The organism is Trinickia symbiotica (genome assembly GCF_002934455.1).
Classification (GTDB): Bacteria; Pseudomonadota; Gammaproteobacteria; order Burkholderiales; family Burkholderiaceae; genus Trinickia; species Trinickia symbiotica.
Map to the genome: position 1 here is coordinate 1 of NZ_PTIR01000040.1, position 23,322 is coordinate 23,322.

Annotated in this window: 22 protein-coding genes; 12 read left to right on the plus strand and 10 right to left on the minus strand. The window is 58.8% G+C overall.

Going from position 1 to position 23,322, the window contains the following annotated elements:
• Positions 1 to 56 precede the first annotated feature (56 nt).
• The 4 genes from B0G57_RS30035 to B0G57_RS30050 all read right to left on the minus strand — a co-directional run bounded on the left by B0G57_RS30035 (position 57) and on the right by B0G57_RS30050 (position 2,507).
• Positions 57 to 668 (minus strand): alpha/beta fold hydrolase, encoded by a 612-nt coding sequence (locus B0G57_RS30035; RefSeq protein WP_317615757.1) that lies wholly within the window; start codon positions 666 to 668, stop codon positions 57 to 59.
• The gene (locus B0G57_RS30040; RefSeq protein ID WP_018442851.1) at positions 616 to 1,596 is read right to left on the minus strand and encodes an NAD(P)-dependent oxidoreductase; all 981 of its coding nucleotides are present in this window, start codon (positions 1,594 to 1,596) and stop codon (positions 616 to 618) included. The genes B0G57_RS30035 and B0G57_RS30040 overlap by 53 nt, the downstream gene beginning before the upstream one ends.
• A complete protein-coding gene (locus B0G57_RS30045) occupies positions 1,589 to 1,978 on the minus strand; it encodes a carboxymuconolactone decarboxylase family protein (protein WP_018442850.1) in 390 nt (129 codons plus the stop codon). Before B0G57_RS30045 ends, B0G57_RS30040 begins: the two co-directional genes overlap by 8 nt.
• A 298-nt stretch (positions 1,979 to 2,276) precedes the next feature.
• Entirely contained in the window at positions 2,277 to 2,507 is a 231-nt protein-coding gene (locus B0G57_RS30050) for a hypothetical protein (protein ID WP_018442849.1), read from the minus strand.
• Positions 2,508 to 2,659: 152 nt separating this feature from the next.
• Here B0G57_RS30050 and B0G57_RS30055 point away from each other — a divergent pair, with 152 nt between their 5' ends.
• The 4 genes from B0G57_RS30055 to B0G57_RS30070 all read left to right on the plus strand — a co-directional run bounded on the left by B0G57_RS30055 (position 2,660) and on the right by B0G57_RS30070 (position 6,209).
• Positions 2,660 to 2,974, plus strand: a complete 315-nt coding sequence (locus B0G57_RS30055; protein WP_158256641.1) for a putative quinol monooxygenase — start codon at positions 2,660 to 2,662, stop codon at positions 2,972 to 2,974.
• A 323-nt stretch (positions 2,975 to 3,297) separates the two neighbouring features.
• Positions 3,298 to 4,149 carry an SDR family NAD(P)-dependent oxidoreductase gene (locus B0G57_RS30060; protein ID WP_018442847.1) on the plus strand — a complete coding sequence of 284 codons (852 nt, stop codon included), beginning with the start codon at positions 3,298 to 3,300 and terminating at the stop codon, positions 4,147 to 4,149.
• Complete coding sequence (locus B0G57_RS30065) at positions 4,146 to 5,006, plus strand: isocitrate lyase/PEP mutase family protein (protein ID WP_018442846.1); 861 nt, start codon at positions 4,146 to 4,148, stop codon at positions 5,004 to 5,006. The genes B0G57_RS30060 and B0G57_RS30065 overlap by 4 nt, the downstream gene beginning before the upstream one ends.
• A gap of 210 nt (positions 5,007 to 5,216) precedes the next feature.
• A complete protein-coding gene (locus tag B0G57_RS30070) occupies positions 5,217 to 6,209 on the plus strand; it encodes a LysR substrate-binding domain-containing protein (RefSeq protein ID WP_083925767.1) in 993 nt (330 codons plus the stop codon).
• A 235-nt stretch (positions 6,210 to 6,444) separates the two neighbouring features.
• Here the strand turns inward: B0G57_RS30070 and B0G57_RS30075 are convergent, their stop codons facing one another.
• From B0G57_RS30075 to B0G57_RS30085, 3 genes are all read right to left on the minus strand, one after another.
• A complete protein-coding gene (locus B0G57_RS30075; RefSeq protein ID WP_018442841.1) occupies positions 6,445 to 7,371 on the minus strand; it encodes a LysR substrate-binding domain-containing protein in 927 nt (308 codons plus the stop codon).
• Positions 7,372 to 7,730: 359 nt separating this feature from the next.
• The gene (locus tag B0G57_RS30080; RefSeq protein ID WP_018442840.1) at positions 7,731 to 8,441 is read right to left on the minus strand and encodes an alpha/beta hydrolase; all 711 of its coding nucleotides are present in this window, start codon (positions 8,439 to 8,441) and stop codon (positions 7,731 to 7,733) included.
• 40 nt (positions 8,442 to 8,481) lie between these two features.
• Complete coding sequence (locus tag B0G57_RS30085; RefSeq protein ID WP_018442839.1) at positions 8,482 to 9,717, minus strand: CaiB/BaiF CoA transferase family protein; 1,236 nt, start codon at positions 9,715 to 9,717, stop codon at positions 8,482 to 8,484.
• 202 nt (positions 9,718 to 9,919) lie between these two features.
• Here B0G57_RS30085 and B0G57_RS30090 point away from each other — a divergent pair, with 202 nt between their 5' ends.
• From B0G57_RS30090 to B0G57_RS30120, 7 genes are all read left to right on the plus strand, one after another.
• A complete protein-coding gene (locus B0G57_RS30090) occupies positions 9,920 to 10,762 on the plus strand; it encodes an enoyl-CoA hydratase (RefSeq protein ID WP_199189660.1) in 843 nt (280 codons plus the stop codon).
• An 81-nt stretch (positions 10,763 to 10,843) separates the two neighbouring features.
• Positions 10,844 to 11,737, plus strand: coding sequence for an alpha/beta fold hydrolase (locus B0G57_RS30095; RefSeq protein ID WP_018442837.1), 894 nt, complete (start codon positions 10,844 to 10,846; stop codon positions 11,735 to 11,737).
• Positions 11,734 to 12,480 carry an SDR family NAD(P)-dependent oxidoreductase gene (locus B0G57_RS30100; protein WP_020566452.1) on the plus strand — a complete coding sequence of 249 codons (747 nt, stop codon included), beginning with the start codon at positions 11,734 to 11,736 and terminating at the stop codon, positions 12,478 to 12,480. The genes B0G57_RS30095 and B0G57_RS30100 overlap by 4 nt, the downstream gene beginning before the upstream one ends.
• A gap of 138 nt (positions 12,481 to 12,618) precedes the next feature.
• Positions 12,619 to 13,476: an aldo/keto reductase gene (locus B0G57_RS30105; protein WP_018442835.1), complete on the plus strand. Its 858-nt coding sequence runs from the start codon at positions 12,619 to 12,621 to the stop codon at positions 13,474 to 13,476.
• Between the two features lie 150 nt (positions 13,477 to 13,626).
• Positions 13,627 to 14,517: an NAD(P)-dependent oxidoreductase gene (locus B0G57_RS30110; RefSeq protein WP_018442834.1), complete on the plus strand. Its 891-nt coding sequence runs from the start codon at positions 13,627 to 13,629 to the stop codon at positions 14,515 to 14,517.
• A 285-nt stretch (positions 14,518 to 14,802) separates the two neighbouring features.
• Positions 14,803 to 16,167 carry an MFS transporter gene (locus tag B0G57_RS30115; RefSeq protein ID WP_018442833.1) on the plus strand — a complete coding sequence of 455 codons (1,365 nt, stop codon included), beginning with the start codon at positions 14,803 to 14,805 and terminating at the stop codon, positions 16,165 to 16,167.
• Between the two features lie 796 nt (positions 16,168 to 16,963).
• Complete coding sequence (locus B0G57_RS30120; protein WP_018442832.1) at positions 16,964 to 18,190, plus strand: cytochrome P450; 1,227 nt, start codon at positions 16,964 to 16,966, stop codon at positions 18,188 to 18,190.
• A 157-nt stretch (positions 18,191 to 18,347) separates the two neighbouring features.
• On the opposite strand, the gene B0G57_RS30125 is transcribed toward B0G57_RS30120, so the two are convergent.
• Positions 18,348 to 19,034 carry an EthD domain-containing protein gene (locus B0G57_RS30125; protein ID WP_035469288.1) on the minus strand — a complete coding sequence of 229 codons (687 nt, stop codon included), beginning with the start codon at positions 19,032 to 19,034 and terminating at the stop codon, positions 18,348 to 18,350.
• A 206-nt stretch (positions 19,035 to 19,240) separates the two neighbouring features.
• Entirely contained in the window at positions 19,241 to 20,143 is a 903-nt protein-coding gene (locus B0G57_RS30130; protein WP_199189661.1) for an MBL fold metallo-hydrolase, read from the minus strand.
• A gap of 560 nt (positions 20,144 to 20,703) precedes the next feature.
• On the opposite strand from B0G57_RS30130, the gene B0G57_RS32030 reads away from it, so the two are divergent.
• A complete protein-coding gene (locus tag B0G57_RS32030; protein WP_223258775.1) occupies positions 20,704 to 21,249 on the plus strand; it encodes a hypothetical protein in 546 nt (181 codons plus the stop codon).
• A 117-nt stretch (positions 21,250 to 21,366) separates the two neighbouring features.
• Here the strand turns inward: B0G57_RS32030 and B0G57_RS30140 are convergent, their stop codons facing one another.
• Positions 21,367 to 22,422 (minus strand): porin, encoded by a 1,056-nt coding sequence (locus B0G57_RS30140; protein ID WP_104489616.1) that lies wholly within the window; start codon positions 22,420 to 22,422, stop codon positions 21,367 to 21,369.
• Positions 22,423 to 23,322: the final 900 nt, after the last annotated feature.

Sequence of the window (23,322 nt, forward strand, 5' to 3'; positions counted from 1 at the left end):
CCGCATGATAGCGACGGCCGCGACCTCAGCAGGTCAGCCGCCGAACACCGGCAAATCTAGTTGTCGCCACCGGCAAAAGTAATTGTCGCCAGACACAAAGCCTCGGGCGCGGGTGGCGGGATGCTCGCTCCGTCCCCGCCGGCTGCGCGTGCACGGGCTCTGTACCCGTCGACTAGTCCGGGCGGACCTATGTCTGTCAGAGCTTGTCCCGGCAATGCCACAGCCGCATCCAGATAGACCAAATGTTGCAGACGTTCTGGCATGCGATCAGCCACGCCGGAAATAACGGATCCGGCGAAGCTGTGACCAACCAGGAGCACTTCAGTGAGATCCTCAAAATGAAGCACCTGAGCCACGTCCTCGATGAAAGTGTCGATCGTGGGTCGCGCTGCCATCACGTGAGAACGTTCGCCCAGACCAGTGAGCGTTGGAGTGTAGACTGTATGACCCAAAGCGCGCAGACGCCTCGCAACGCCCGTCCAACACCAGCCCCCGTGGAAGGCGCCATGGACGAGTACGTAGGTCTTGCCGATGCCTTGTAAGCGTCTACCCTGCCCGTCAAGTGCCGCCGCGCTGCGCGATGAAGCCGGTGCGGCGGACACATTGTCAGTTGCACTAAGAGATCTTCTCTGCATAACTTTTAAAGTTAGGCTGCGAACTGATATCATCGATTAATGCCTGCTGTAAGCGCTGCGAATCCACGGCAATTTGCACGTCGGCGCGGCGCAACTGCAGTTTCATGAACGCGGCCGAATCGTGTCCGCCCAAGCCATGCGCGAGAGCCTGGCTAATTTCTTCTAGCGTCATGCGAGCAAGCGGCATCGGTACGTCAAGCTCTTTTGCCAGCGAGTTCGCCAACTTAATGTCCTTGTGCAACAGTTCCATCGCAAACGACGGCACGTCATATTTGCCCGGAAGAAAGGATCTTGTAAGCATGTTCAGCGGCGAACTCTGGCCAATCGCCCCCAGACGCAAAGCCTGCCATAATTCAAGGGGATCGACACCCGCCTTCACGCCTAGAGAAAATGTCTCAGCCATACTAAGACAGAATAAGGCGGCCGTCATGTTATGCACCAGCTTGACTACCGTCCCCGCACCAACACGTCCAACGTGCCGAGGCCATTTGCCTACGATCCGTAGCAAATCCAGGTGACGGTCGAAAACTGCGCGATCGCCACCGACCCACAGCGCGAGATTGCCAGAGGCAGCCCCGCCGGGGCCACCACTTACCGGTGCGTCCAATATTGCGCAACCTTTGCGCTTGAAAGCCATATCGAGTTCACTCGCCAGCGCAACGGAACTGGTGGACAACTCAAAGAGCGTCGCGCCCGGACGCAGGTTTTCAAGAATCCCGTTGGCTCCCAGCACGACCTGCTCGATCTGGGGCGGTCCTGGCAACGAGGTGAAAACGACATCCGAGTCGTGGGCCAGTGCTGCGAGGTCAGAGGCAGCCCGGGCGCCGGCATCCGCCAGGATCGAGACGCTTTCGACATTTAGGTCAAAAACGCTCAAATCGACGCCCGCATTCGCGAGGTTGCGCGCCATGCCCTGTCCCATTCGCCCAAGCCCGACAAATCCTACCTTTATCTTATTCATCTTTGCCTTGATCCAATTGAGCAAATACCTGCGCCGCAATCTTGAAGCAACCAAGACCAACAGGCATTCCTAGGTAAACAGCCGCCTGGAGGAAACATTCTCGGATCTCGCTCCGGGTCAATCCGTTTCGCAGTGCAATACGGACGTGACCCGCAAGCTCATCCGAACGGTTGGCCGCCGCGAGCATGCCCAAATTGAGAATGCTCCGACTGCGTCGGTCAAGCTCCGGCCGTGTCCAGATTGCGCCCCAGCAGAAACTCGTTACCAGCTCTTGCATCGGCCGGCCAAATTCACCGGCGCTCTGAAAGACCTGCTCTACAGCCGCGTCACCCAGCAATTCACGGCGCACTGCCAACCCTTTCTCAAACAACTGCTTTTCCATAATTCAATTCCTATGTTCATGGACCACCGTCGCATGTGGTTGTGGTCGATTGTGACAGGACGGCATAGCGCCATTGCAGTACACGTCTTTTCTTATCGTTTAAATGCGAGTCTGGTCCACGCCGTCCTTTACGTCCAATTCTATTTTTCACTCAGGCAATAGCATTCCGAAATGAGGGCAACTGAGTAAATCTCGAAAGCGGATACTTCAAGGATCTGTCAACGCTCTCACTGGCTGGCGCAGAGCATATGGCCGATGCGGTGTAAGGCACGGCGGGTAACCGCGCCGTTAGAGATGGTTACAAGCCAGCGTGTTGCCATTCACCAGACGTGGACGGCAACGCGGCGGATGGCAAAGCTTGATTAACTTGAGAGAACGCCGAAATCGTCGTACCGAACGTTTTCCGCTGTCGCCATTGCACTTCCGGCGGCTGATCCGCCATCGTCATCATGATGCCGGCTGTGCGGCGCAGCAGGTGAAACAGATTGGTTCCTTGCCCGCCCCTTTCCTTTCTGGCATCATGCAGCATCCAATGAAACGCTTCGTATCGTTCTCATTATTCAACTCCGGCTCCATAACAACGTAGGCTGACGGGCACTGATCGGGGACCAACTCACGAAAGCAGTGCCAAGGCAGTACCATCTGCTCATCTTCAGGGGTATCTTGCGAATGAATAACTCGTTGCTGAACTATACCGTTCTCGTCGAATTCCGGATCAAACCCGAAGGGCTCGCAAAGTTTGAGTCCCTGGCGGCGGAAGCCGCGCAGGTGTCCGTGGCCAACGAGCCCGGGTGTCAACGGTATGACATACTGCACGATCGCAACGATCCGTGCCGCGTTCTTCTGTACGAGATCTATGCCGATGAGGAAGCCTTCAACGCGCACCTGGATGCCTCGCACACAAAGAGCTTCCTGGCAGCGATCAAGGATTTAGTAGAAAGCCAGAAGAAGGGGCAACGTCTCGTTCGGATCGGAGCCAACGGCAAGGACGTCTGACTCTCTACTGCCGTCAAGCGCAAGGATCGGAGCACCGCTCGGCACCCCATCTTTCTCACCCGTCGGCGCGCGCCTGAACTCGCGGGCGCCTCCGGAGGCCTTCGGCGCACCCGCAGCAACGCCGCCAAGCAGAGCGATCCCGGCTGGCTGACCAATGTTTCCGCAAGCCTTGTTGCATTTGATCCCGTTTTCACCTAATGTTTTCACAACGATACGCATCGTCTCTTTAAGGCGATCTTCGAGATCCAGCATGATGACGGGTATACCGTCTCAGGAACATCTCTCATTTCATGGCATAACAACTGCCTCGGAGACAACAAAGCATGCACGCCCCAGAACTGAGAAACCGTGTTGCACTGATCACCGGCGCGGGCCGTGGCATCGGCCAATCTCTCGCGCGCTCCTTCGTCGATGCAGGGATGCGTGTGACGCTGTGTGACGTACACGAAGAGAGCATTCACGCCATGGAGGCCGATCTTGGCGCCGATCGGACCATCGCGATTCCTACGGACGTCTCGGATTACGCGTCCTGCCAGGCCAGCGTAAGTCAGACCGTTGCGCGATTCGGGCATCTAGACGTGCTTGTGAACAACGCCGCGCTCGGAGCGGCTTCATTACATGCTGACTATATGACGCGGGGCGCGACTATCGATGAAATCCCAGCCGAACTGTGGACGCGCATCATCTCAGTCAACCTGAACGGCCCTTTTTACATGACCAAGGCCGCAGTACCGCGCATGCGTGCTCAGCAGTTCGGTCGGGTCGTGAACATCGGTACCAGCTTTTTCACAATGCTGCGCCCGGGCTTCTCTCCTTACGGGCCCTCCAAGGCCGGCATGGAAGCTTGGAGCACCGGCATGGCTAAGGAACTGGCAAGCGATGGAATCACGATAAATGTAGTGGTTCCGGGCGGTCCAGTTGCGACGCAGATGATTCCTAATCCCGAAACCATCGACCAGAGTCAGTTCGTCCCGGCGGAGCGCATGGCTGCTCCGATCCTGTATCTCGTCTCGGACGCAGGCGGAAGTATCAGCGGCATGCGCTTCGTAGCCGCTCAATGGGACGATTCACTGCCGATTGCGCAAAGGATCGCGGCATCCGGAACGCCGAGTGGGTGGCCTGAGCTTGCTAACAAGACCAATTGGACCGCGGGCGAGCTGCAGAGAAAGGTATGACTCCACTCGCCTCGCTTCTCGCTCATGAAATGCCGGTGATCGCACCCCTCGTCTTGGGACCGATGAGCGCGCAGCTCGCTCAACGCGCAGGGTTCCGTGCGCTCTATCTGGGTGGCGGGAGCGTCGGCTATGATAAAGCAGTGACCGAGGCTAACCTCAATGCGACCGAGATGGCGCAATTGGCGCTGGACATTCGGGCAGCCTGCGACCTTCCGCTCATCCTCGACGCCGCTGGCGGTTGGGGCGACGCGATGCACGTGCGCCGCACCGTACGCCTAGCCGAGGCGGCAGGATTCGCCGCGATCGAACTCGAGGACCAGCACGTACCCAAGCGAGCACACCACCATATCGGCATCGACTATCCGGTACCTGTCGAGGTGATGGTGGAGAAGATTCGCGAGGCTGTTGCTGCGCGGCGCAGCCCGGACTTCCTTATCATCGGGCGCACCAACCTCGCGCGCGAGAACCTCGACGAAGCGGTAACCCGCGCCCATGCCTACAAGGCGGCGGGCGCCGATATCCTGTTTGTGCTCACCTTTGACGCGGCGCAATTGCGCGTGATCGGTCGCAGTCTCCCTGCGCCGCTGATGTTCATGACAGCGACGACCGGCCTTGCACAGCTGCCGATGCCGCCTGCAGAGCTTGCAGAGTACGGCGTCCGACTCATTGTGGACCCTGTCACCCCTATGCTGGCCATACATCGTGCCCTGCGTGACTGCTACACCGCGATGGCCGACCTGCGCCCCGCGCCACTGCACGGGGCTTCGAGCGAGCGCGAGTTGGAAGCGCTGAAGGTGACCATCGACCTCGAGGCATTGCTCGCAATCGAACGCCGCACGACCGAGCGCCCCCGATGAGCGGTTCGGAGCACTTGGCGGTTCGACCACGGATCGCCGATCGCAGGAACAACGCTTGGCAGCCATTTGGCAGCAACAGTGCCGCATCGTCGGTAGCGTTGCCGATGCCGATGCTGTTGCAAGCGGCTGGCGACCTGCCCGGCGTGCCTTTGTAGTTCTGAATCGCGAGTCTTGCCCTCGCGCCCACCGGATGGCTCGCGGACGTGGACGATGAAAGGTGTTGACATGGGCGTGCCGGGACATGATCAGCAGCGGGCGGATTCACAGCCACCGCGCGTAACGCTGCGCCAACTTCAATGCTTTTGCGCTGTAGTCGGCGCGGGATTCAACCTGTCACGCGCGGCGCTCGACTTGCATGTCACCCACACCGTCGTCGGCATGCAGCTTCGCCAACTGGAAGAGGAGCTCGGCGTAGCTCTGATTGTCCGCGAACGGGGCAGGATGGTAGGCCTGACCGAACGCGGCGAGCGGACCATCGCTTGGGCTCGCCGCGCCTTGCAGTACGCCGGTAATATCCGTTCCGTGGCGCGCGACGCCCAAGCCGCTGAGGGGGGTAGCATCGCCTTGGCGACGAGTCACACTTACGCCAATTACGTTCTCCTGCCCGCGGTTCTCGCTTTCACGCGGCGCTACCCCCGCGTAAGCATACATGTGCTGCAGGGAGCGCCGGATCAGGTCATGAAGCTGGTGCGGGAAGGCAAAGCAACCATCGGCGTCACCCAGTTGCCTGTGGAGATGCCGAAGGACATCATGGCCGTGCCCTTCCTGAGACTGCAGCACATCCTCCTCACCCCGCCAGGGCATCCCCTACTCGAGGAGCAAGAGTTAACGCTTAAAAAGATAGCCGCCTATCCGATTCTCGTCCTGAGTTCCTCCCATTCTGATGCCGCGGTGCTGCGCAGGTTCGAGGCGACTGGCGTGGCGGTGAACGTAGCAATGCAGGCGCTCGACACCGGCGTGATCAAAACCTATGTTTCCGCAGGCGTGGGTATTGCTATTGTGCCTGCAGTCTGCTACTCGCCAAGTGAGGACCGCGATTTGCGCGCGCGCAAAGTTGATCATCTATTCGAAGCGTCGGCTTCTGCGGTATTGCTACGGCGACAGAGTCAGCTGGGACGCTCTGCCTACGCTTTCCTCGAAATGCTGGACAAGGAGCTCAACCGACAAAGGATAGAGGAGCTGGCAGCCGCCTCCAGAAAGTAGACCTGACGGTGCTCCGAGGCCCTAATCGGTGAGGCGGAACTCCGGCAAATCGGAGCTCTGATCCGCGATCGTCGAGCGCTGGCGCGTCGGCTGGTGACCGAGGATATCGTAGGGCACACTCCGCATTTAGCCGATAGATTTTCCGGCTGAAATTAGCCGCGAATTCGCTTTTGGGCCGCTTCCACCGCGTCTTGGCCACCAGCGATGCTAGCCGGAAGCCGCCAACACTTTGAAGCTAGGAGTCTTCGAGGATCAGGGTCTCGAGCCGCCTTCGTTCCAGTGACACGTCAATTGCCTGCAGGAACACATAGACGTAGGGCGACAGGTGACCGTGGCGCCGTGCCAGTACAACCGAGGTGACCGGTTCAAACAGGTGTCCGACGTCACGCACCTCGAGGCCGGCGTCCTTTTCGGCTGAGAAGCAAAAAGCAGGGATGATTCCGACGCCCAGACCCGCGGCCACGTAGGTCTTGGTCACGTCGACATCGTACGCCTGGACAATTGGATTGACCTCCAGTCCCGCCTGGCGAAATCTGCTCACGATATAGGCACCCTGCGGTCGCGCCGACTGCGGCACGATGAGGGGGTAAGCAGCAAGCCTTTCCAGCGTCAATTCTGCTTCCTGCAAGAGCGGGTGGCCGGCCGAAGCAACAACGAGGCGCAGGGTGGTCATAAAGGGGACGGCAACGACGTCCCTGGGCACTTGCCAAGGCATGTAGGTTACACCGACCGCGGCCTTTCCATCCCGCACAAGTTCCGCCACGTGGTACGGCAAGGCTTGCACCACCTGCATGCGAACACGCGGGAACCGCTGGTTGAATGCGGCAATCGCATGCAGCAGCAGGTAGTTGGCGTGCGCGTGGCTAGTAGCCAGGGTAATAGTGCCGCCTTCTTCGCCGTTGTTCTCCTGGGCTATGGCCGTGAAGTTGTCGACAGCCTGCAGCGCACGGCGCGCCCAAGCCACTACGCGCGCGCCGGCAGACGTCAGCTCAACCGGCCTATCTCCCCGGCGCAGAAGAAGGTCTACGCCGAGCTCCTCCTCGAACTGCTTCAGTTGCTTGGCCACGGCCGGCTGGGTCGCGTGCAGCACGGTCGCCGCCCGAGATATGTTTAAGCCCGCATCCACCACGGCGCAAAGGCATTGCAGTTGACGCAGCTTCATGGATCTCGCCTCCGCCCGGCTCCGCCGCGGTGATGATCGACAGGACGATGATGAATGACAAAGTTCGAGCAGACGGCGGACAATAGCATGCGAACCAATGGTCGAAAAACAGCTCAGGGATTAGCAGCGAGTGACGCCCACGCTGCTGACCGCGCCTCGCTCGATGCACCGGCTGGGGGGACGTTTAGTACGTCGACTCGAAATAAGTCGGGACGTGCAGTTACATCATAGCTTGCCTGCGCGACAATGTGGTCGGGTAAGCCGGCTCCGCGAACGCTCGAAACAGTCTCTCCACCATGCGCGACGGCCGAGGCATGACCCTGCAGCAGGTCCCACACCATCGGTCCTTATAGAAATCGCTAGATTGACGAAAGGATCTCACTCAGCTCCGCCGGCACCAGTGTCATGGCGCTGTGCCCAGTGGAAAGCTCCATATAGCGCCATCCCCGCAAGCTTCGCGCCAGTTCGCGTGACCGGGCTGTGGCCGGATAGTACGGGTTCGAGCAGGCAATATAGGTCGCGGCAACGCCGTTTCCGAGTGGGTCTTTCACATTCAGCTTGTCGTAGAACGGCTGCAGTGGGTGGGGAGTCAACTTCGCCGCAATCGTGCCCGCCTTGCCAGGATCGGGGATGCCGAGATGTTCCGCGCGCGGCGGCGGCACGGCCAGCTGATTTTCGACGCTCATCGCGCGGCGGCGGTAATTCTCGACGCCCTCGGGCGCGTGATCGGCACTCGACGAACCCGGGGGGATCAGCAACGCGTCGAGATAAACCAAGTGCCGCAACCGTTCCCGCAGGCGGTCGGCCACGCCCGATACCACTGATCCGGCAAAGCTGTGCCCTACGAGGATCACGTCCTCTAGTTCCTCATACCGGATCACCTGCGCGACGTCCTCAATGAAGGTGTCCAACGTGGGTCCGATCGACATGAGGTGGCTGCGCTCGCCCAATCCAGTGAGTGTCGGCGCGTGCACCGTATGGCCCTTCGCCCGCAGGATCGCGATGACCTCGTTCCAGCACCACGCGCCGTGAAAGGCGCCATGAACGAGGACGTACGTCTTGACCCGCATATGTGATATTCCTCCGGTTACGTGCACGCCGAAACCCACTTCAGCAGATACCGGTTGCTCGCAGTTCGGCGATTCGACCGGAGGAGTAACCCAGCTCCTGAAGGATCTGGTCCGCATCAGCGCCGCCGCCCGGGCAAGGCCTGCGCAGACGACGCGACAGGCCAGCAAAATTCAGCGGTGACGCCACCAGATGCATGCAGCCGAGCGTCGGGTGATTCACCGGCGCCGCCATTTCCAGCACGCGCACCTGCTCGTCTTCGAAGACCTTGTCCATGGTGTAAATGGGCCCGCAAGTCACCCCGACGGAATTAAATGTGTCGATCCAGTAGTCTGTGGTCCGCGTGCGAATCACTTTGTCGATCTCCTCACCCAGTTCAGCCCGCGCAGCCTGCCGTCCTTCGTTGGTGCTCCATTCCTTCTTCTCCGCCCACTCGGGCTTGCCCATCGCGGTGCACATCTTCGGCCACATCCGTGAGTTGGGCGCCGACATGCTGATGTAGCCGTCCAGCGTGGCAAACACGCCGGTCGGAACCGCAGTGGGATGCTCGTTGCCGACCTGAATCGGCAGGTCCTTGTTCACTAGCCAGCGGGCCGCTTGAAAGTCCATCATGAATAGGAGGCTCTCCAGCAGGCTCGTGTGCACCCATCGGCCGCGGCCAGTGCGTTGTCGCTCGTAAAGGGCCATCATGATGTTAAGCGCCAGGATGTTGCCGGCGCTCATGTCGCCGACGGCAATACCGGTGCGCATCGGACCGGCGCCGGGCTCTCCGGTCACGGACATCAGGCCGGTCATGCCCTGCGCGATCTGATCGAGACCGGGGCGGTCGCGATATGGCCCGTACTGGCCGAAGCCGCTAATGCTGCCGTAGACCAGCCGAGGATTGACCTTGCTTAGGTCTTCGTAGGCGACTCCGAGGCGCTCTTTCACGGCCGGCCGCATGTTTTCGACTACCACGTCGGCGGTCGTGACGAGGTCAAGCAGGACGGCCTTGCCTCCCACTTCTTTGAGATTCAGGCGAATGGAGCGCTTGTTGCGGTGCAGATTCTGATAGTCGGAGCTATGTTCATGACCGGTCACGTCTTCGTATTCGGGCGATCCGGGCGGTGGCAGCGGCTGATCGATCCGGATTACGTCCGCGCCCCAGTCGGCCAGATGGCGGACACAGGAGGGGCCCGCCCGAGCAACGGTGAGATCGATCACCTTGAGCCCGGCCAAGGGAAGTGTCGAATCGGTGATGCTTCCGGTGGCGTTCGCCGCGTTCGTTGCGTCGCTCATGTCTTCCACACACGATCTCCTGTCTAGATTCGGAACTGCACGAATGATGGCGCTCATGCAATAGGAGAGTCGAGTTGGAATTTCTTGGCTTACCCCAACTGTTTCGAGGACTTTTAGAGTGGTTGGGGTACCCAAACAAATGCTCGCTTTAAATCTTTCCAGCGACGCCGGACAATGCTTGGCAGAGACAAACAGGTGCCAGATGGAGACAGACAAACCGGGAATGCGGCTCGAAGACGAAATGCAGGCGGTCGGCAGCCACGCCGACGGCACACTGCTGGCGGGCCGAATCGATCAGGTGGGGGTGATACTGTTCAACCGTCCCGAGAAACTCAACGCGATCAACATGAAGATGTGGGACGGTGTCGCCGAAGCGCTCGACGTAATGGAGCGCGACAGCGACGTGCGGGTCGTGATTTACGCCGGGGCCGGAGGCAAGGCCTTCACCGCCGGCGCCGACATCAGCGAGTTTGCGGCGCGGCGCGCCACTGCGCAAGCCGATACCGAGTTCTCGCAAATTACCGCCCGCGGTCGTGATCGGCTCGCCAATTTTCCCAAACCCAGCATCGCTTGCATCCAGGGTTTCTGCCTGGGCGGAGGCATGGTGGTCGCGATGCAGGCCGATCTGCGGATCGCATCGCATGATGCCGTCTTCGGCATTCCGGTGGCACGCCTCGGCATCCACTACCCCCTTGAATATACCGAGCTACTGATCTCCCTGGTCGGCCCCTCACGAGCCCGCTTGATGCTATTTACGGCCCGCCGCTTCAATTCTCGAGAAGCCTTCGACATCGGCCTGGTCGATGTGCTGGCCCCGAAAGACGTGGTCGGCGAAAGCGTCGATCTCGCGCGGACGATCGCCAATAACGCACCGCTGTCCGTGCAGGCCAGCAAGTTCACCATCGAGCAGGCGCTAAAGGAACCTGTCCGGCGTGATCTGGCCTCCCTCGACGCATACACCCAGCGTTGCGTGGAGAGCGCCGATTATCGCGAGGGGCAACAGGCGTTCAGGGAGAAGCGTAATCCGGTGTTCACTGGAGCCTGACCATCGCGTGGTTGCAACGCAAGAGAGAGAAAAGCGCGCCAGCCATCAGCACCGCCCTAACAGCCGCGCCAAGGAGAAGATATGCCCTATGCAGGTTCCGGAGAGATTTCACTCTACTACGAGGAGACCGGCAGAGGCACGCCCGTGCTGTTCGTTCATGAGTTCGCTCATGATTTCCGTGGCTGGGAAATGCAGGTTCGGTACCTATCCCGTTTCTATCGCTGCATTACCTTCAACGCACGGGGTTACCCGCCGTCGGATGTACCCGAGCGGGACGATCTGTACGGCCAGGACCTGGCGGTGCAGGACATCGGTGCGGTGCTCGACCACCTGAAACTGGACCGTGCGTGCATCGTCGGTTTCAGCATGGGCGCTGGAACAGCACTGCACTTCACAATGCGGCATCCCGAACGGGTGCTCGCACTCGTATTCGTCGGCGGAGGCACCGGCGGCAATCCCGATTCGCGTGACAGTTTCATCGCCGCAGCTCGCCGGAACGCGCAGATCTTCCTGGACGAAGGTATGGGAAGTGCCACAGTGCAGCGCATGTTGTCGTGCGACCCGACGCGCATCCAGCTGTTGCACAAGGATCCCCGTGGCTTTGAAGAATTCCGCCGGCAGTTGGCTGAGCACTCGGCAGCGGGTTCAGCGCTCACGATGCGCAATTGTCAGGCGCTGCGCCCACCGCTGTCCAATTTCGAGGCGCAGCTAAAGGCCACGCGCGTGCCCACTTTGATCGTCGCTGGCGACGAGGACGACCCGGTGATCGAAACCAGCTTGTTCCTGAAACGGACGATGCCCGCAGCCGGTCTGCTGGTCATGCCGAAGACAGGGCACGCGGTCAACCTGGAAGAGCCTGCCGCATTCAACGCATCGGTTCATGACTTCCTGGTCGCAGTGGAGCAGCGGCTCTGGCGCGAGCGCGAGGCCGAGAATGGCGAACCGGACAAACTGGACACTCAGGAGCAGAAATGAGGCTCAAAGGAAAGATGGCGTTCGTAACCGGCGCGGCAGGTGGCATCGGCAGCGCGATATGCAAACGCTTCCTGGCCGAAGGCGCGCTCGTCGCCGCCGCCGATATCAGCGCTGAACGAGCCGCAGCTAACTTGGCAGCAGCGATACAACAGGGACATGCTTTGGCTATAGAGTGCGATGTGGGGGATGGTGATAGTGTCCGCGCGGCGATTGCTCGAGCGGCAGAGGCTTTCGGTGGCATCAACGTGCTTTGCAACGTCGCTGGTGGCTCCTCGCCGCATGACAACTTTGTGACCGAAGTGGCCGACGACGAGTTCTGGCGCACGATCCGGGTGGACCTGTACGGCACTTTCGTATGCTGCAAGCATGGCCTGCCCGAACTCGTCAAGGCGGGCGGCGGCTCGGTGATAAACATGACTTCAATGATGGCTCTCATGGGAGCGCCCGGCCTCGACTGTTATACCGCAGCCAAGGGAGGCGTCGCGGCTCTCACGCGAGCCATGGCCATCGGTTATGGAAAGCATGCGATCCGCGTCAACGCGATCGCTCCCGGCATCACCATCACGCCGCGCGTGCAGGCCTTCCTGGATGGCGGCGGAGGCGGTCCTTTCGTTGCGCGCCATGTGCTGGGCTTAGGCGAGCCTGTGGATGTTGCTCACATGGCCGTCTACCTGGCATCCGACGAATCGCGAGTAGTCACCGGACAGGTTTTGGCAGTCGACAGCGGTGTCACTGTAGGGTGATGCGCTGCGCGGAGTGTCCGGGCGCTGCCCAAATCTCCATCGCCGACCGCGACCCCGATCACCTGTGCCGTTACGCTTGAAAACAGGAAACCTCAAATGAGTAAGAGCCCTTTGATTACGCTTAGCAACAACGTCAAGATGCCAGCCCTCGGACTAGGGGTCTTGCGTACTGCCCCCCAAGAGACGGCGCGTGCCGTAGAAACCGCCATCGGCGCGGGCTATCGCCTAATCGATACCGCTGCAGGCTACCTCAATGAGCGGGATGTCGGCGCCGGCATCCGTGCGAGCGGCATCGATCGCGCCGAGATGTTCATCACGACCAAGCTATGGATCGGACATTACGGATATGACGCCACCCTGCGCTCGTTCGACGCGAGCCTTAAGAGGCTGGGCCTGGACTATCTGGACCTGTACCTCCTACACTGGCCGCTGCCGGGCGAATTCGACGATACCGCCGAGTCCTATCGTGCCGTCGAAAAGCTCCTTGCCGAGGGGCGTGTGCGGGCAATCGGCGTTGCCAACTTCATGCCGCATCATCTCGAAAATCTGCGTGCCAGAACAGAGGTCGTCCCTGCGGTGAACCAGATCGAGATGAACCCTTTCTTCATTCAATGGGAGGCATGGAAGGCGAATACCGAGCACGGCATCGTGACTCAGTCCTGGGCTCCACTCGGCGGCACGTACATGCGGCGGCCGGGTGCCGTTCCCACCCCCGCAAAGAGCCCGCTGGAGCATCTCGTAGTCGTGTCGATCGCCGACAAGCACGGCAAAACGCCTGCGCAGGTCGTAATCCGCTGGCACATCCAGCGGGGCCTATCGGCCGTCGCCAAGTCGACACACCCGGAGCGGATCAAGCAGAACTTCGAAGTCTTCGATTTCACGCTGACGGAGGACGAACTGGCACGGATCGACGGCCTCGATACAGGCAGGCGAGCTGGCAACGACCCCGATGCAGTGACGTCCACCAGCTTCAAGGTTGATGTCGATAGTCAGTAGCCTCCGGCCGTCCTTGGCATGATGTCCCAGAGAATCTGCGAAATAGCGGCGGTCAATCGCGAAGGTCGCGGTTCGCGTCGCACGAAACATCTTCAGGCAGGCCGCTCCCTGATAGCGACCTGACGCCTGATCTCATTCCGGGAGCGCCCGATGGTCATGGTGCAATCAGTGGCAGTAATCGGACTCGGCGCCATGGGCGCGCCCATGGCGCGACGGCTGCAGGACGCTGGCTTCGACTTGACTGTATGCGACGCGCGTGAAGCCGCCCTGCTCCCGTTCGCACGGTCCGGTGCCCGAATCGTTCGCACTGCAGCTCAATGTGCGGCGGCTGATATGGTGATCGTGATGGTCGCGACGCCCGCGCAGGCGCGTCAGGTGCTGCTGGGCGATGAAGGCCTGCGTGCCGGACTTCAGGAATACCGGGCGCCACTGGTGGCGCTGATGGGCACCATGGCGCCCGAGACGGTGCGCGAGTTCGAGGTCACTTTGCGGCTAGCCGGCATGCGTTTGGTCGACGCACCGGTTAGCGGCGGCGCGATGGGGGCGGATCAGGGCACACTCACAATCATGACTGGCGGCGCAGCCGAGGACATCGCGGTGGTCGAACCGGTCTTTGCATGCCTAGCAACGAACCGCTTTCATTGCGGTCCGGTCGGCGCGGCTCAGACGGTCAAGATCCTCAACAACATCCTTGGCATTGTAAGCAGCCTGATGTCCGCCGAAACTTATCGGCTCGCGCTGGAGTATGGGCTAGAGCTCAATCAGCTTGCTCGAGTGTTCGAGACTGGAACCGGCAGGAACTGGATCTCGGCAGGTAAAGATGGGCCTGCGGCCATGTATGCCTCAATGCTTTCCGCCCAGAGCTTCGACGCTGGCCTTGCGATTGTTCGTAAGGATCTCAAACTAGCTAAGGAACTGGCTTCTCAAGTCAAGGGCAACTACCCGCTCGTCAACGGCCTGTCACAGCTGGCCGACGCACTAGGCGAAGAGACTCTCGACACGTGGCAGCGCCTCGCCCAAACGGTGCAACCCAGCCAGTAATGTGCGCCCTCACCGACTGTCCGTGACGCTTTAGACGCAATGGCAAACGTGTCGCAGCGCCGCCCCGAAGGCTAAGTCAAAGTTTGTTTCATACGACCATGAAGACGATCATGATGAAGCAATTGTCTAGTTCGATGGGCACCTGTGAGCGCGGGTGACCACGGTGGTCGCATGGGCGCCGCTCGCCGAGTGGGTCGCAATGCCAAAAGGAAGACCATGATCTCTTGACATATCACTCTTTCATTCACAAGAAACTGCCGGTTTGACCGGCGTACGGAGACATCCATGACATCGCATATCAATCCATACGCGGGTAACGACGCGGACCCGGGTGAGGCCGCTCCCCTGTCGGGCAGCGAAGTGATCGAGCCGGCAACAGTGAATCGTCGGCTCCGGCGAGCAATCTTTGGCGCCACGGCAGGCAACCTCCTGGAACAATACGACTTCGGATTGTACGGCTCGATGGCCGCGATCGCATTGGGCGCGCTTTTCTTTTCGAATCTGGGCCCTACAGCGGCGCTCTTCGCAGGGTTCTCGACATATGCTGTCGGATTCTTTGCGCGGCCTTTCGGCGGCATGCTCGCCGGGCATTTCGGTGACGTCTTCGGGCGCAAGCTCGTGCTGCTAGTCACACTGTTGGTGGCCGGTTTCGCAACGATGGCGATTGGGCTTCTGCCCACGTACGCCTCGGCCGGCATCTGGGCGCCCATTGCACTAGTGACGCTTCGGACCCTGCAAGGTTTCGCGGTGGGGGGCGAGATGGCCGGCGCGGTGCTCATGGTGAACGAGTCCGCACCGACGGCCAAACGTGGCTTTTACACCTCGCTGGTAACAGCATCCTCGTCAGCGGGAGTCCTGCTTGCCAATGCAGTTTTATTAGCATCTGCGACAATGCCTCGTGAGACTTTCCTTTCTTGGGGATGGCGCATTCCATTCTTGCTCGCGATCATTCTCATCGCGGTCGGTGCGTGGATTCGGCGCCATATGCATGAGTCGGTCATCTTCGAAAAAGCTATGCGCTCCGAGTACGCTCGCGAGCGTCAGAAGAACCCTCTCATCATCATGCTGCGTCATAGCCCGCGGCAGCTGGTCCAGGTGATCGGGATTTGTCTCGGCTTCAGCGCGGCGAACTATATCCTTGGAACGTGGATGATTGGCTACCTCAGTCTGAAGGGACACCCCAGCACCGTCGGACTAACCGGTTTCATCATCGCGGTGACGGTTTTCGCCATCAGCGCAGTGACCAGCGGGCATCTATCAGACAAATTCGGCCGCAAGATCATGATCACGATTGGCAGCTTGGGCTTCGCTGCTCTAGCGTTTCCCATATTCACCCTCGTCGACACCGGACACACGACTGTGATCTGGGGCGCGTATGCGGCTTTCGGGTTCTTTTCGGGCATGATCTCTGGACCATCAAACTCGCTGATGGTGGAGTCGTTTCGCACAGATCACCGATACATGGGGTCGTCGAGCGCATACCAGATAGGCACTGCGATCGGAGGGGGGCTGTCACCTTTGCTCGCCACTTGGCTCTATGCTCTGTGGCACGGAACGTGGGCCATATCACTGGTCGTGCTGCTCTGCTCTCTCGTGTGTGTGGTAAGCGTGCGTTCCCTAAAAGAAACTGCTGGCGTCGAGATCCTCTAGCCTGCTCAACCTGCGCGAGGCGCCTACGAATGGCGCTTCGGTGGGCGTCACTCGGCTTCTTGGGTGAATACTTAAGCACGACGTACGCTGGATCGGAGTTCGATAATCAAACTTTCGATGCACTGCGATGCCATAAAGCAACGTAACGTATCGAACCTACAGTGGCTGTCTTCCTGCCGTGCAACAGAAATCCGCTACAGCAGACCTAAGCCTGTCCATCGTTGAACGACACTCCTCGTTCGGTCGCCGCCTACAGAGGATGTTTTGTTAGGAAATTTCCCACTCGCAGCAGCACGGCTACTTTGATGCACTGGTTGTTTCATATCGTCTCCGATCAGAGGCGGAAGCGATGGGCGAGTTCTGCGTCCTCTTGAGACTGGCTCAGGGGCATACGCCCGCATCCGGTAATCGGCGCACGAATCACCGGTCTTGCACGTCCGAAAACTCAACACTATAGTAATGATACGCATCGTTTTCAAATTGCGTCACTAACCCAGGCGACGCAAACGAGGTCATTTCACACTGTCCTTCCGGGGGCGGGCAGCGCGAGCGCCTTGGGTTCGACAAACAGGAGACGAGCGACCGAGGAGGTAGTGGTGAATAAGCCTTCGCTCTTTCCACTCATTGAGCCTTATTAGTCATGTCGCGCGCCGCGGGTCAAGGTGGGCGCCAACGTTACGACAGAGGGCATAAGTGACCGGCGATTCGCTCACGCCATCGCCGACAAGGTCGCATCTCGAAACGCCTTGATCACTGCTCATCGCATGGGTCAAATAGCTTAGGAGGATGAAGCATAATGTTCAGTCAATCCAGCGCAACGGCCAACGCCGCCCCGCCACCGGCTCTCGACCTCGATCCGTATGCCGAGGACACAATTCGCAACCCGTACCCGTTCCGTGCAGCGCTTCGGAACGCCGCGCCGGTGGTCCGTCTCACGAAATACGGCGTCTATGCGGTTGCACGCTATGACGACGTAAAGACGGTAATAGTCGACCACGATAGATTCTCGGTCGCCGCCGGCATTGGTTTGATCGACCGACGCGACCCTGAGTCGAGCAAGTTCCGGAAGCCAAGCCCCTTGGGAGAGGTGGACCCGCCGGTCCATACAAAGACGCGCTCGGGCATGCAAAAGCTGCTGTCGCCCGTTGTCATCCGAGGCTGGCGCGAGCGCTACCAGAAGGTGGCGGCCGATATAATAGAGCGGGTTATTTCCATTGGTGGCCCGTTCAACGCCGTGTCCGAGATTGCTGAAGAGATGGTGTACACGGTTATCCCCGAGACGCTTGGCCTCGATGTGCCGCGTGAGTATTTGCCCGGCATCGGCGAGATGAACTTCTTCTCGTTAGGTCCGATGACTGAACTGCGCCAGAAGAGTCTGGATGCGGTCAAGGACGCTATCGAGTTCTACGACCGGTCGGTGGAGCGTGAGAACGTCAAGCCCGGCACCTTCGGCGACACAATCTACAAGGCCGAGGACGCGGGCGTGTTCGAGCCGGGCACCGGGATCGGGTTGATCCGCCTGTTCTTGCGCGGTGGCACCGATACTTCATCCTCGACTATCTCGGCCATGCTGAGAAGACTCGCGGAGAATCCCGATCAATGGGAGAAGGTGAAAAGCGATCCCTCGAAGATCAAGAACGCCTTCGAAGAGACAGTCCGCCTCGATACGCCGTCGGAAGTGGCCTACCGTCTGACCACGCGCGACATGGTTTTTAACGGCTACGAACTGGAGGGTAACCGCAAGATCGCATTTTTTCTTGCGTCGGCGAACCGCGATCCGCGCTTCTGGGACAATCCGGACGAGTTCGACGTTGACCGCGACGTCATGGGCAAGCACGTGGGCTTCGGTGCCGGGGCGCACGTGTGCATCGGCCAGATGATCGCACGTCTGATGGCCGAAACGCTGATGCAGGCGCTCGTCGCCCGCGTTGACCGCATCGAATTGGCGGGAGAGCCGCAGCCCCGCATTGTCTATGCCCTGAACAGTCTCAAGATCTTGCCGATCCAAATCACGCCGCGCTAGAACCCTGACCCGTGGGCCCCGTGTGGGGCTCGCGGAAATACTGTTGGACATAGGAAGTCGCGCTTTGACGGCGAGGTCGTCAATATGGACGCAGGATTCGCGAGGCGTCTGCTGCGAATCCCGAACGATAGGAAAACGAGTCCTGGCGTGCCGTGCGTCAAACGATATTTATCGGCTCGACCGGAAACGTCGTGATCTCGCCTGCAATCATCCCCGTGTGAACGAGTGCTTTCTTGCCCTCGCGTGATGCAAACGCGGCAGTGGGTGCCTCTGCGTCGGCGAACCACAATTCGACCAGGCCGTCGAGGGGGAATTTGTCATAGTCCACATCCTTACCCTTTGGAGACTGCCTTCCGACGATGAGATTTTGCCGGTAGCCGATAACACCCGGAATTGATGCAATGAGTTGGGCATGAACGCCCTGCCACTCTCGTACGAAATCATCCAGTGAAATATCGGAACGTCGACGGACCAGAGAGATCCGTTTGTTAAACGGCCCGCTCGCAGGCGGAGCTACCACCTCGCTTCGTTCCACAGTCACAACGCGGACTCGCTCAAGAAAGTTGGCCTCATTTGCGACCATCGACTGCGCGACCCGCGTTGCCAGCGCTTCTCGCATGTCGTCATCGTGGTCGAAATGCAGCTCGGAGAAGCCATCAACCGAATCTGTACCGGTCTTAAAGCCACTTCCTCCTTGCGGCACATGAATTACATGATTCTGCTCGTATCTGCGCAAACGCGGCAGCTGTGACACCAACGCCCCGTGTACCGAAATCCAATGCGATCGGAATTGTTCGACTGTGAAATCCGTTCTTTTGTTCAATAGACCAACGCGCACTTTCATATCTGTCTCCATTTGTGCAAATGACGCAGAGCGCATTGCGTCAAGAACTGGTGCGCTCCGTTTCCTGGTTACCATCTCTTCTATCCCAGTCCCAGCCGACACCATGCCAGTATTCGCGGCTACGCAGGTGAAGCTCGATCCAGCTAAGGTCTCCGCGTTCGCTGAATCACAAACCGACGGCATGGAGACCTCAACAGCGCAACGGTTCAGACAGCCAGTCTATACGTTTCGCCATCACGTACGATCCGGCCCGCTGTCGGCGCGGCAAAGTGCGTTCCAATCACCAGAGTCGGCGTATCGACAAATCGCTCATAGAAATCGAATCGCGTCTTCCTTGCCTGAACCGGATCGGTGTCGAGCACCGTGGACCATGCGGGACATGCGATCTGCATCGGATGATGCGCCATGTCGCCAGTGATCACGGCTCGCTGGCCCCGCGATTCAATCAGGATGCTGACATGCCCCGGACTGTGCCCAGGCGTGGGTAGAAGCCGAATCTCCGGTGAGATGATATGGTCCGATTCGACAAATTCGACAAGTCCGGCGTCTACGACTGGCATTACGGAATCGACCAAGAGCGCCGACGATTCCATGGTTTCTCTTAGCGAATCTGGTAACTGCTCATGGTATGGCCCTGCCTTGTTAGTCCAGAACTCATATTCTTGACGGCTAAAGTAATAGCGGGCATTAGGAAACGTCGGAACCCATCGGCCGTCGACCCACATTGTATTCCATCCGACATGGTCGACGTGCATGTGCGTGCATAGCACGCCACGAACCGATTCACGCGTCCATCCGGCTTCTGCGAATTTCTCCAGATAGTCGCTGTGCATTTGATTCCACGCCGGCATGTGCCGCGTTTTGTCGTTACCAACGCAGGTATCAACGACAACTCGCGTCTTCGGTGTTTCGACCAACAACGAGTGAAAACTCAGGCGAAGATCGCCTTTTGGTGTGACAAAGTGCGGTCTCAACCACTGTATCGCATTTACGGCGTCAGCGGTGGCATCGGGCCAAAACCCGAGGTCGTCTGCTAGAGAAATTTCGGGTTCGGATTCAGTGATCCGCGTAATCGTGACTTCACCTACTCTCCACGCCAAATTGGTCATTCTTGTCTCCTTGGGAATCCCGCTTGAATTTACTGATTCGCCGAGGTCATCGTCATCCTGGCTACTTGCTGCAGAACGCCGTCTATGAATAACGCGCGAGCTATTGACAGTCCATAGTCGATGGTTCGCAGACGCTACACATCTTGTCGCGCCACGCGCTTCCTCCGTGGTATGAGCCCCGCTTCGCGACATCTACTCAACCGTCTTATCGTTATTGATTCATGCGACAATGTACGAAACGTTTCGTATCTTTGCATTGGTATTTACGCCTACTCGAGCTCTCGGTTCGTACCAAAGTAGGATACTCCGACAAGCAACGGCCGGCGGGCAGCGACCAAAGCGCCAAATCACAGACGGCGGAAAAATCTTCAAGCGTCCAAAATGAATAGCTCAACCCAAAATCGGTCGCTATGGGGTTCTTCCGTTTCGCACGCAGCCAACAATAACCATAATACCGATATGCAACGTATCCTTCATACATGCGTGCGACGCAGCGGGAGCTTAAGCAGGATTGCCATGTCATGGCGCCGTCGCTAATTCCAAAATAGCCGGGCGAACGCGTGACGAGCGACCGACGCGACGCCCGAAGCCGGGCGCGCTTCCATCGAGCCGGCGAGCTGAGTCCCGTATGGATTCCGGATGAGGCACAAGAGGCGCTGCGCGATCTGACCCGTGCGCGTGACGAAATGGAGCATCTGCAACGTCAAGCCGGCAACGGCTGTTGTCGTTGTGTCGCGCCATGGCCATCGCTACACGGGCCGCTCCAGGTGGACGAAAGCGCACCGGCGCTGGCTGGACGGCATCAAGTTCGCCCGGCCGAGCAACAGATCGTGCTGCAGGAATTGTCGTCATCGGACCGCTGGCGTTTTTCTCCACCGAGACCGCGACGCCAACTGGCTGCAACACTGTCGACCGACGGAGATCGGCTGCCGCTGTACATCGAACAAACCGAAACGCACATCGCGATCGGTTGGCAACGACGCTACTGCATCGAAGGTCAACGCTCATCGATGAAGCCACCGGCTCGGATGGTGTGGCCGCCATTCAAGGCTGCCCGGTACAGCGACCCCTTCGCGCTATCGACGAAGCAAAGCGCCAATAGCTGAAATGCCGGCGCCTTCAAAATCTCAAATATGTTTGGCTAGCTTTAGGCGGCGCATCAAGCATTGACTTGGCCCGTGATGTCAGGAACGTTCGGGCCAGGTCCTCTATCACGCTCTAGTCTAGAAGCGGTGCGTGATGCCAACGTTCACACCAACGGTTGTGCCGGCCGGCAGACCCTCGAGTGAATTCATACTTTGCGAGTTTAGGCCAGTGCCCATGATGCCTTTGTTGTGAACCACGCCAACTTGGGCATAGAGGTCCGTTCGCTTCGACAGCAGATACTCTGTCCCAAGACCATAGAGCTCCGAGCGGTTCGCGCTGCTGTTTTGGTCCCGAGAGACGTAGACGCCGCCGAACACGCCGAGTGCTGGCGTCACCCAATAGTGTCCGCTCGCACTGTAAACGTTGACATTCTTCACCCCAGTGGTCGAGCCTGGCGTTTTATAGTTCACAAAGGCTCCACCGACGGTCAGCTCACCCCACTTGTATGTCAAACCGGCCAGACGCCCCTGCTGCGCAGTGCCCCCAGTCGCGTCGTTCGCGGAAAAGTAGGCAACCTCGGCCAAGATGCCATGGTCAGAATACTTGGCTGAAAACGACTGTTGCTTCCCCGCCTTGAAGTTACCGGCTACGCCTCCGAAGCCAAACATGGCAGCCCCGCTGAAACCCCCAAACACAGGCGTGGTGTACGACACGGTATTGTTACTGAACAAACCAGCTATGAGAAAGTTATTCAGATACGGAATCAGCGCGCTCGCCTGATCACTAAAGCCCGACGGGTCCGTATCGTAGACAGCGAGAAAGAACGGGGAAAACTGAAGTCCTGCTTTTACGCTGCCGAACGGTCCATCAAGAGACACGTAGGCGTTCCTCCCAAATAAACCGCCATTAGAATTTCCGAGCGCACCATTAGTGGTCAAGAATCCGCTTTCTATTTTGAATCCGGCACGGTATCCCCCGCCTAGATCCTCTATTCCAATCATACCGAAGTGCGAACTCTCCATACCACCATCAAGTAGCTGGAACGTCTTTCCCTGGTTTTTTGGTGTTTTGTTTTGGTAGTAAATGCTGGAATCCACTGCGCCGTACAGTGTCACGCTGCTCTGAGCGCTTGCCGAATATGCAACCGCGAGCGCATAACCAGCCAGCATAGCTTTGACGTATTTATTGCCCATAGTTCTCCTCCTTTCCGCTCTTGTCGAAAAATCTGTGCGCTCTCGTCTGGGGCCGACACAATCGATTCCACACCGGGCGCCGGGTCGGCTCACCATTTGGCAGGCTTAATTTGTAAACTCAATACTTTATTTTTTCGCAACTCACAATGGAGCAAGGGCCGCAATTAATATGAATGGGTCATGTAAAAATCCTAACCATTCTGATGACGGTGTACGCTCTTTGCTCTGGAACCAATGGGCATTCTCCAAACGGCGCTTAGTCTTCTCCCTGAATTCAGAGTTGAATTGCTCGATCCCGTTCATTCCGGTGCGTTGTTGCTACGTCCAGCACCGGCAACCTCGCCATGGAATACCGATTTCGAAGTTAAGCAAGCGGCGCAACATTTGTGAATCGCCGAGTCCAAGGAGCACCGTTTGAAGCACCTACCAGCATACCCACACGACGCTGTTATCCAGCGCAAAGAGACAGGTCGTCATCTCGCGGTCTCAGTTTCGGAAAACCAACATCTGATACGAACTCGAAGCGTTGAAGCAGTCTAGTTGATCCACCAACTCTTCCCATCCCGACGTACACGCATTGACATGCTTTATTTCACGTGCTAAACGCAACGATCCGTAGCGTATCGTTGGCGGGTACGCCTGCGAAACGCTAGGCTCGCCATGAGCGCGTAAGACTATTTAAGCGCTACGAGAAAGGCGCCAACAATTTGGGCTGTTGCATTTGGTTCGCACTTCGCATAGATTGCTTAACACTACGCTACGTATCGTTGCACGATCACGCGATAGGACATCGACACATGACGAACATGCCAAGCACAGCAGTCCAGCAGGCGAGCCAAATCGCATCGCGATGGCTCGAACTGTTCAACGCCGCCCTGAGCACCCGCAACCCGACGCGAC

Bases quoted from the DNA above. Each gene is read 5' to 3' on its own strand.
- B0G57_RS30035 (WP_317615757.1), bottom strand. From the start codon at position 668: ATGATATCAGTTCGCAGCCTAACTTTAAAAGTTATGCAGAGAAGATCT.
- B0G57_RS30040 (WP_018442851.1), bottom strand. From the start codon at position 1,596: ATGAATAAGATAAAGGTAGGATTTGTCGGGCTTGGGCGAATGGGACAG.
- B0G57_RS30045 (WP_018442850.1), bottom strand. From the start codon at position 1,978: ATGGAAAAGCAGTTGTTTGAGAAAGGGTTGGCAGTGCGCCGTGAATTG.
- B0G57_RS30050 (WP_018442849.1), bottom strand. From the start codon at position 2,507: ATGCTGCATGATGCCAGAAAGGAAAGGGGCGGGCAAGGAACCAATCTG.
- B0G57_RS30060 (WP_018442847.1), top strand. From the start codon at position 3,298: ATGCACGCCCCAGAACTGAGAAACCGTGTTGCACTGATCACCGGCGCG.
- B0G57_RS30065 (WP_018442846.1), top strand. From the start codon at position 4,146: ATGACTCCACTCGCCTCGCTTCTCGCTCATGAAATGCCGGTGATCGCA.
- B0G57_RS30070 (WP_083925767.1), top strand. From the start codon at position 5,217: ATGAAAGGTGTTGACATGGGCGTGCCGGGACATGATCAGCAGCGGGCG.
- B0G57_RS30075 (WP_018442841.1), bottom strand. From the start codon at position 7,371: ATGAAGCTGCGTCAACTGCAATGCCTTTGCGCCGTGGTGGATGCGGGC.
- B0G57_RS30080 (WP_018442840.1), bottom strand. From the start codon at position 8,441: ATGCGGGTCAAGACGTACGTCCTCGTTCATGGCGCCTTTCACGGCGCG.
- B0G57_RS30085 (WP_018442839.1), bottom strand. From the start codon at position 9,717: ATGAGCGACGCAACGAACGCGGCGAACGCCACCGGAAGCATCACCGAT.
- B0G57_RS30090 (WP_199189660.1), top strand. From the start codon at position 9,920: ATGGAGACAGACAAACCGGGAATGCGGCTCGAAGACGAAATGCAGGCG.
- B0G57_RS30095 (WP_018442837.1), top strand. From the start codon at position 10,844: ATGCCCTATGCAGGTTCCGGAGAGATTTCACTCTACTACGAGGAGACC.
- B0G57_RS30100 (WP_020566452.1), top strand. From the start codon at position 11,734: ATGAGGCTCAAAGGAAAGATGGCGTTCGTAACCGGCGCGGCAGGTGGC.
- B0G57_RS30105 (WP_018442835.1), top strand. From the start codon at position 12,619: ATGCCAGCCCTCGGACTAGGGGTCTTGCGTACTGCCCCCCAAGAGACG.
- B0G57_RS30110 (WP_018442834.1), top strand. From the start codon at position 13,627: ATGGTCATGGTGCAATCAGTGGCAGTAATCGGACTCGGCGCCATGGGC.
- B0G57_RS30115 (WP_018442833.1), top strand. From the start codon at position 14,803: ATGACATCGCATATCAATCCATACGCGGGTAACGACGCGGACCCGGGT.
- B0G57_RS30120 (WP_018442832.1), top strand. From the start codon at position 16,964: ATGTTCAGTCAATCCAGCGCAACGGCCAACGCCGCCCCGCCACCGGCT.
- B0G57_RS30125 (WP_035469288.1), bottom strand. From the start codon at position 19,034: ATGAAAGTGCGCGTTGGTCTATTGAACAAAAGAACGGATTTCACAGTC.
- B0G57_RS30130 (WP_199189661.1), bottom strand. From the start codon at position 20,143: ATGACCAATTTGGCGTGGAGAGTAGGTGAAGTCACGATTACGCGGATC.
- B0G57_RS30140 (WP_104489616.1), bottom strand. From the start codon at position 22,422: ATGGGCAATAAATACGTCAAAGCTATGCTGGCTGGTTATGCGCTCGCG.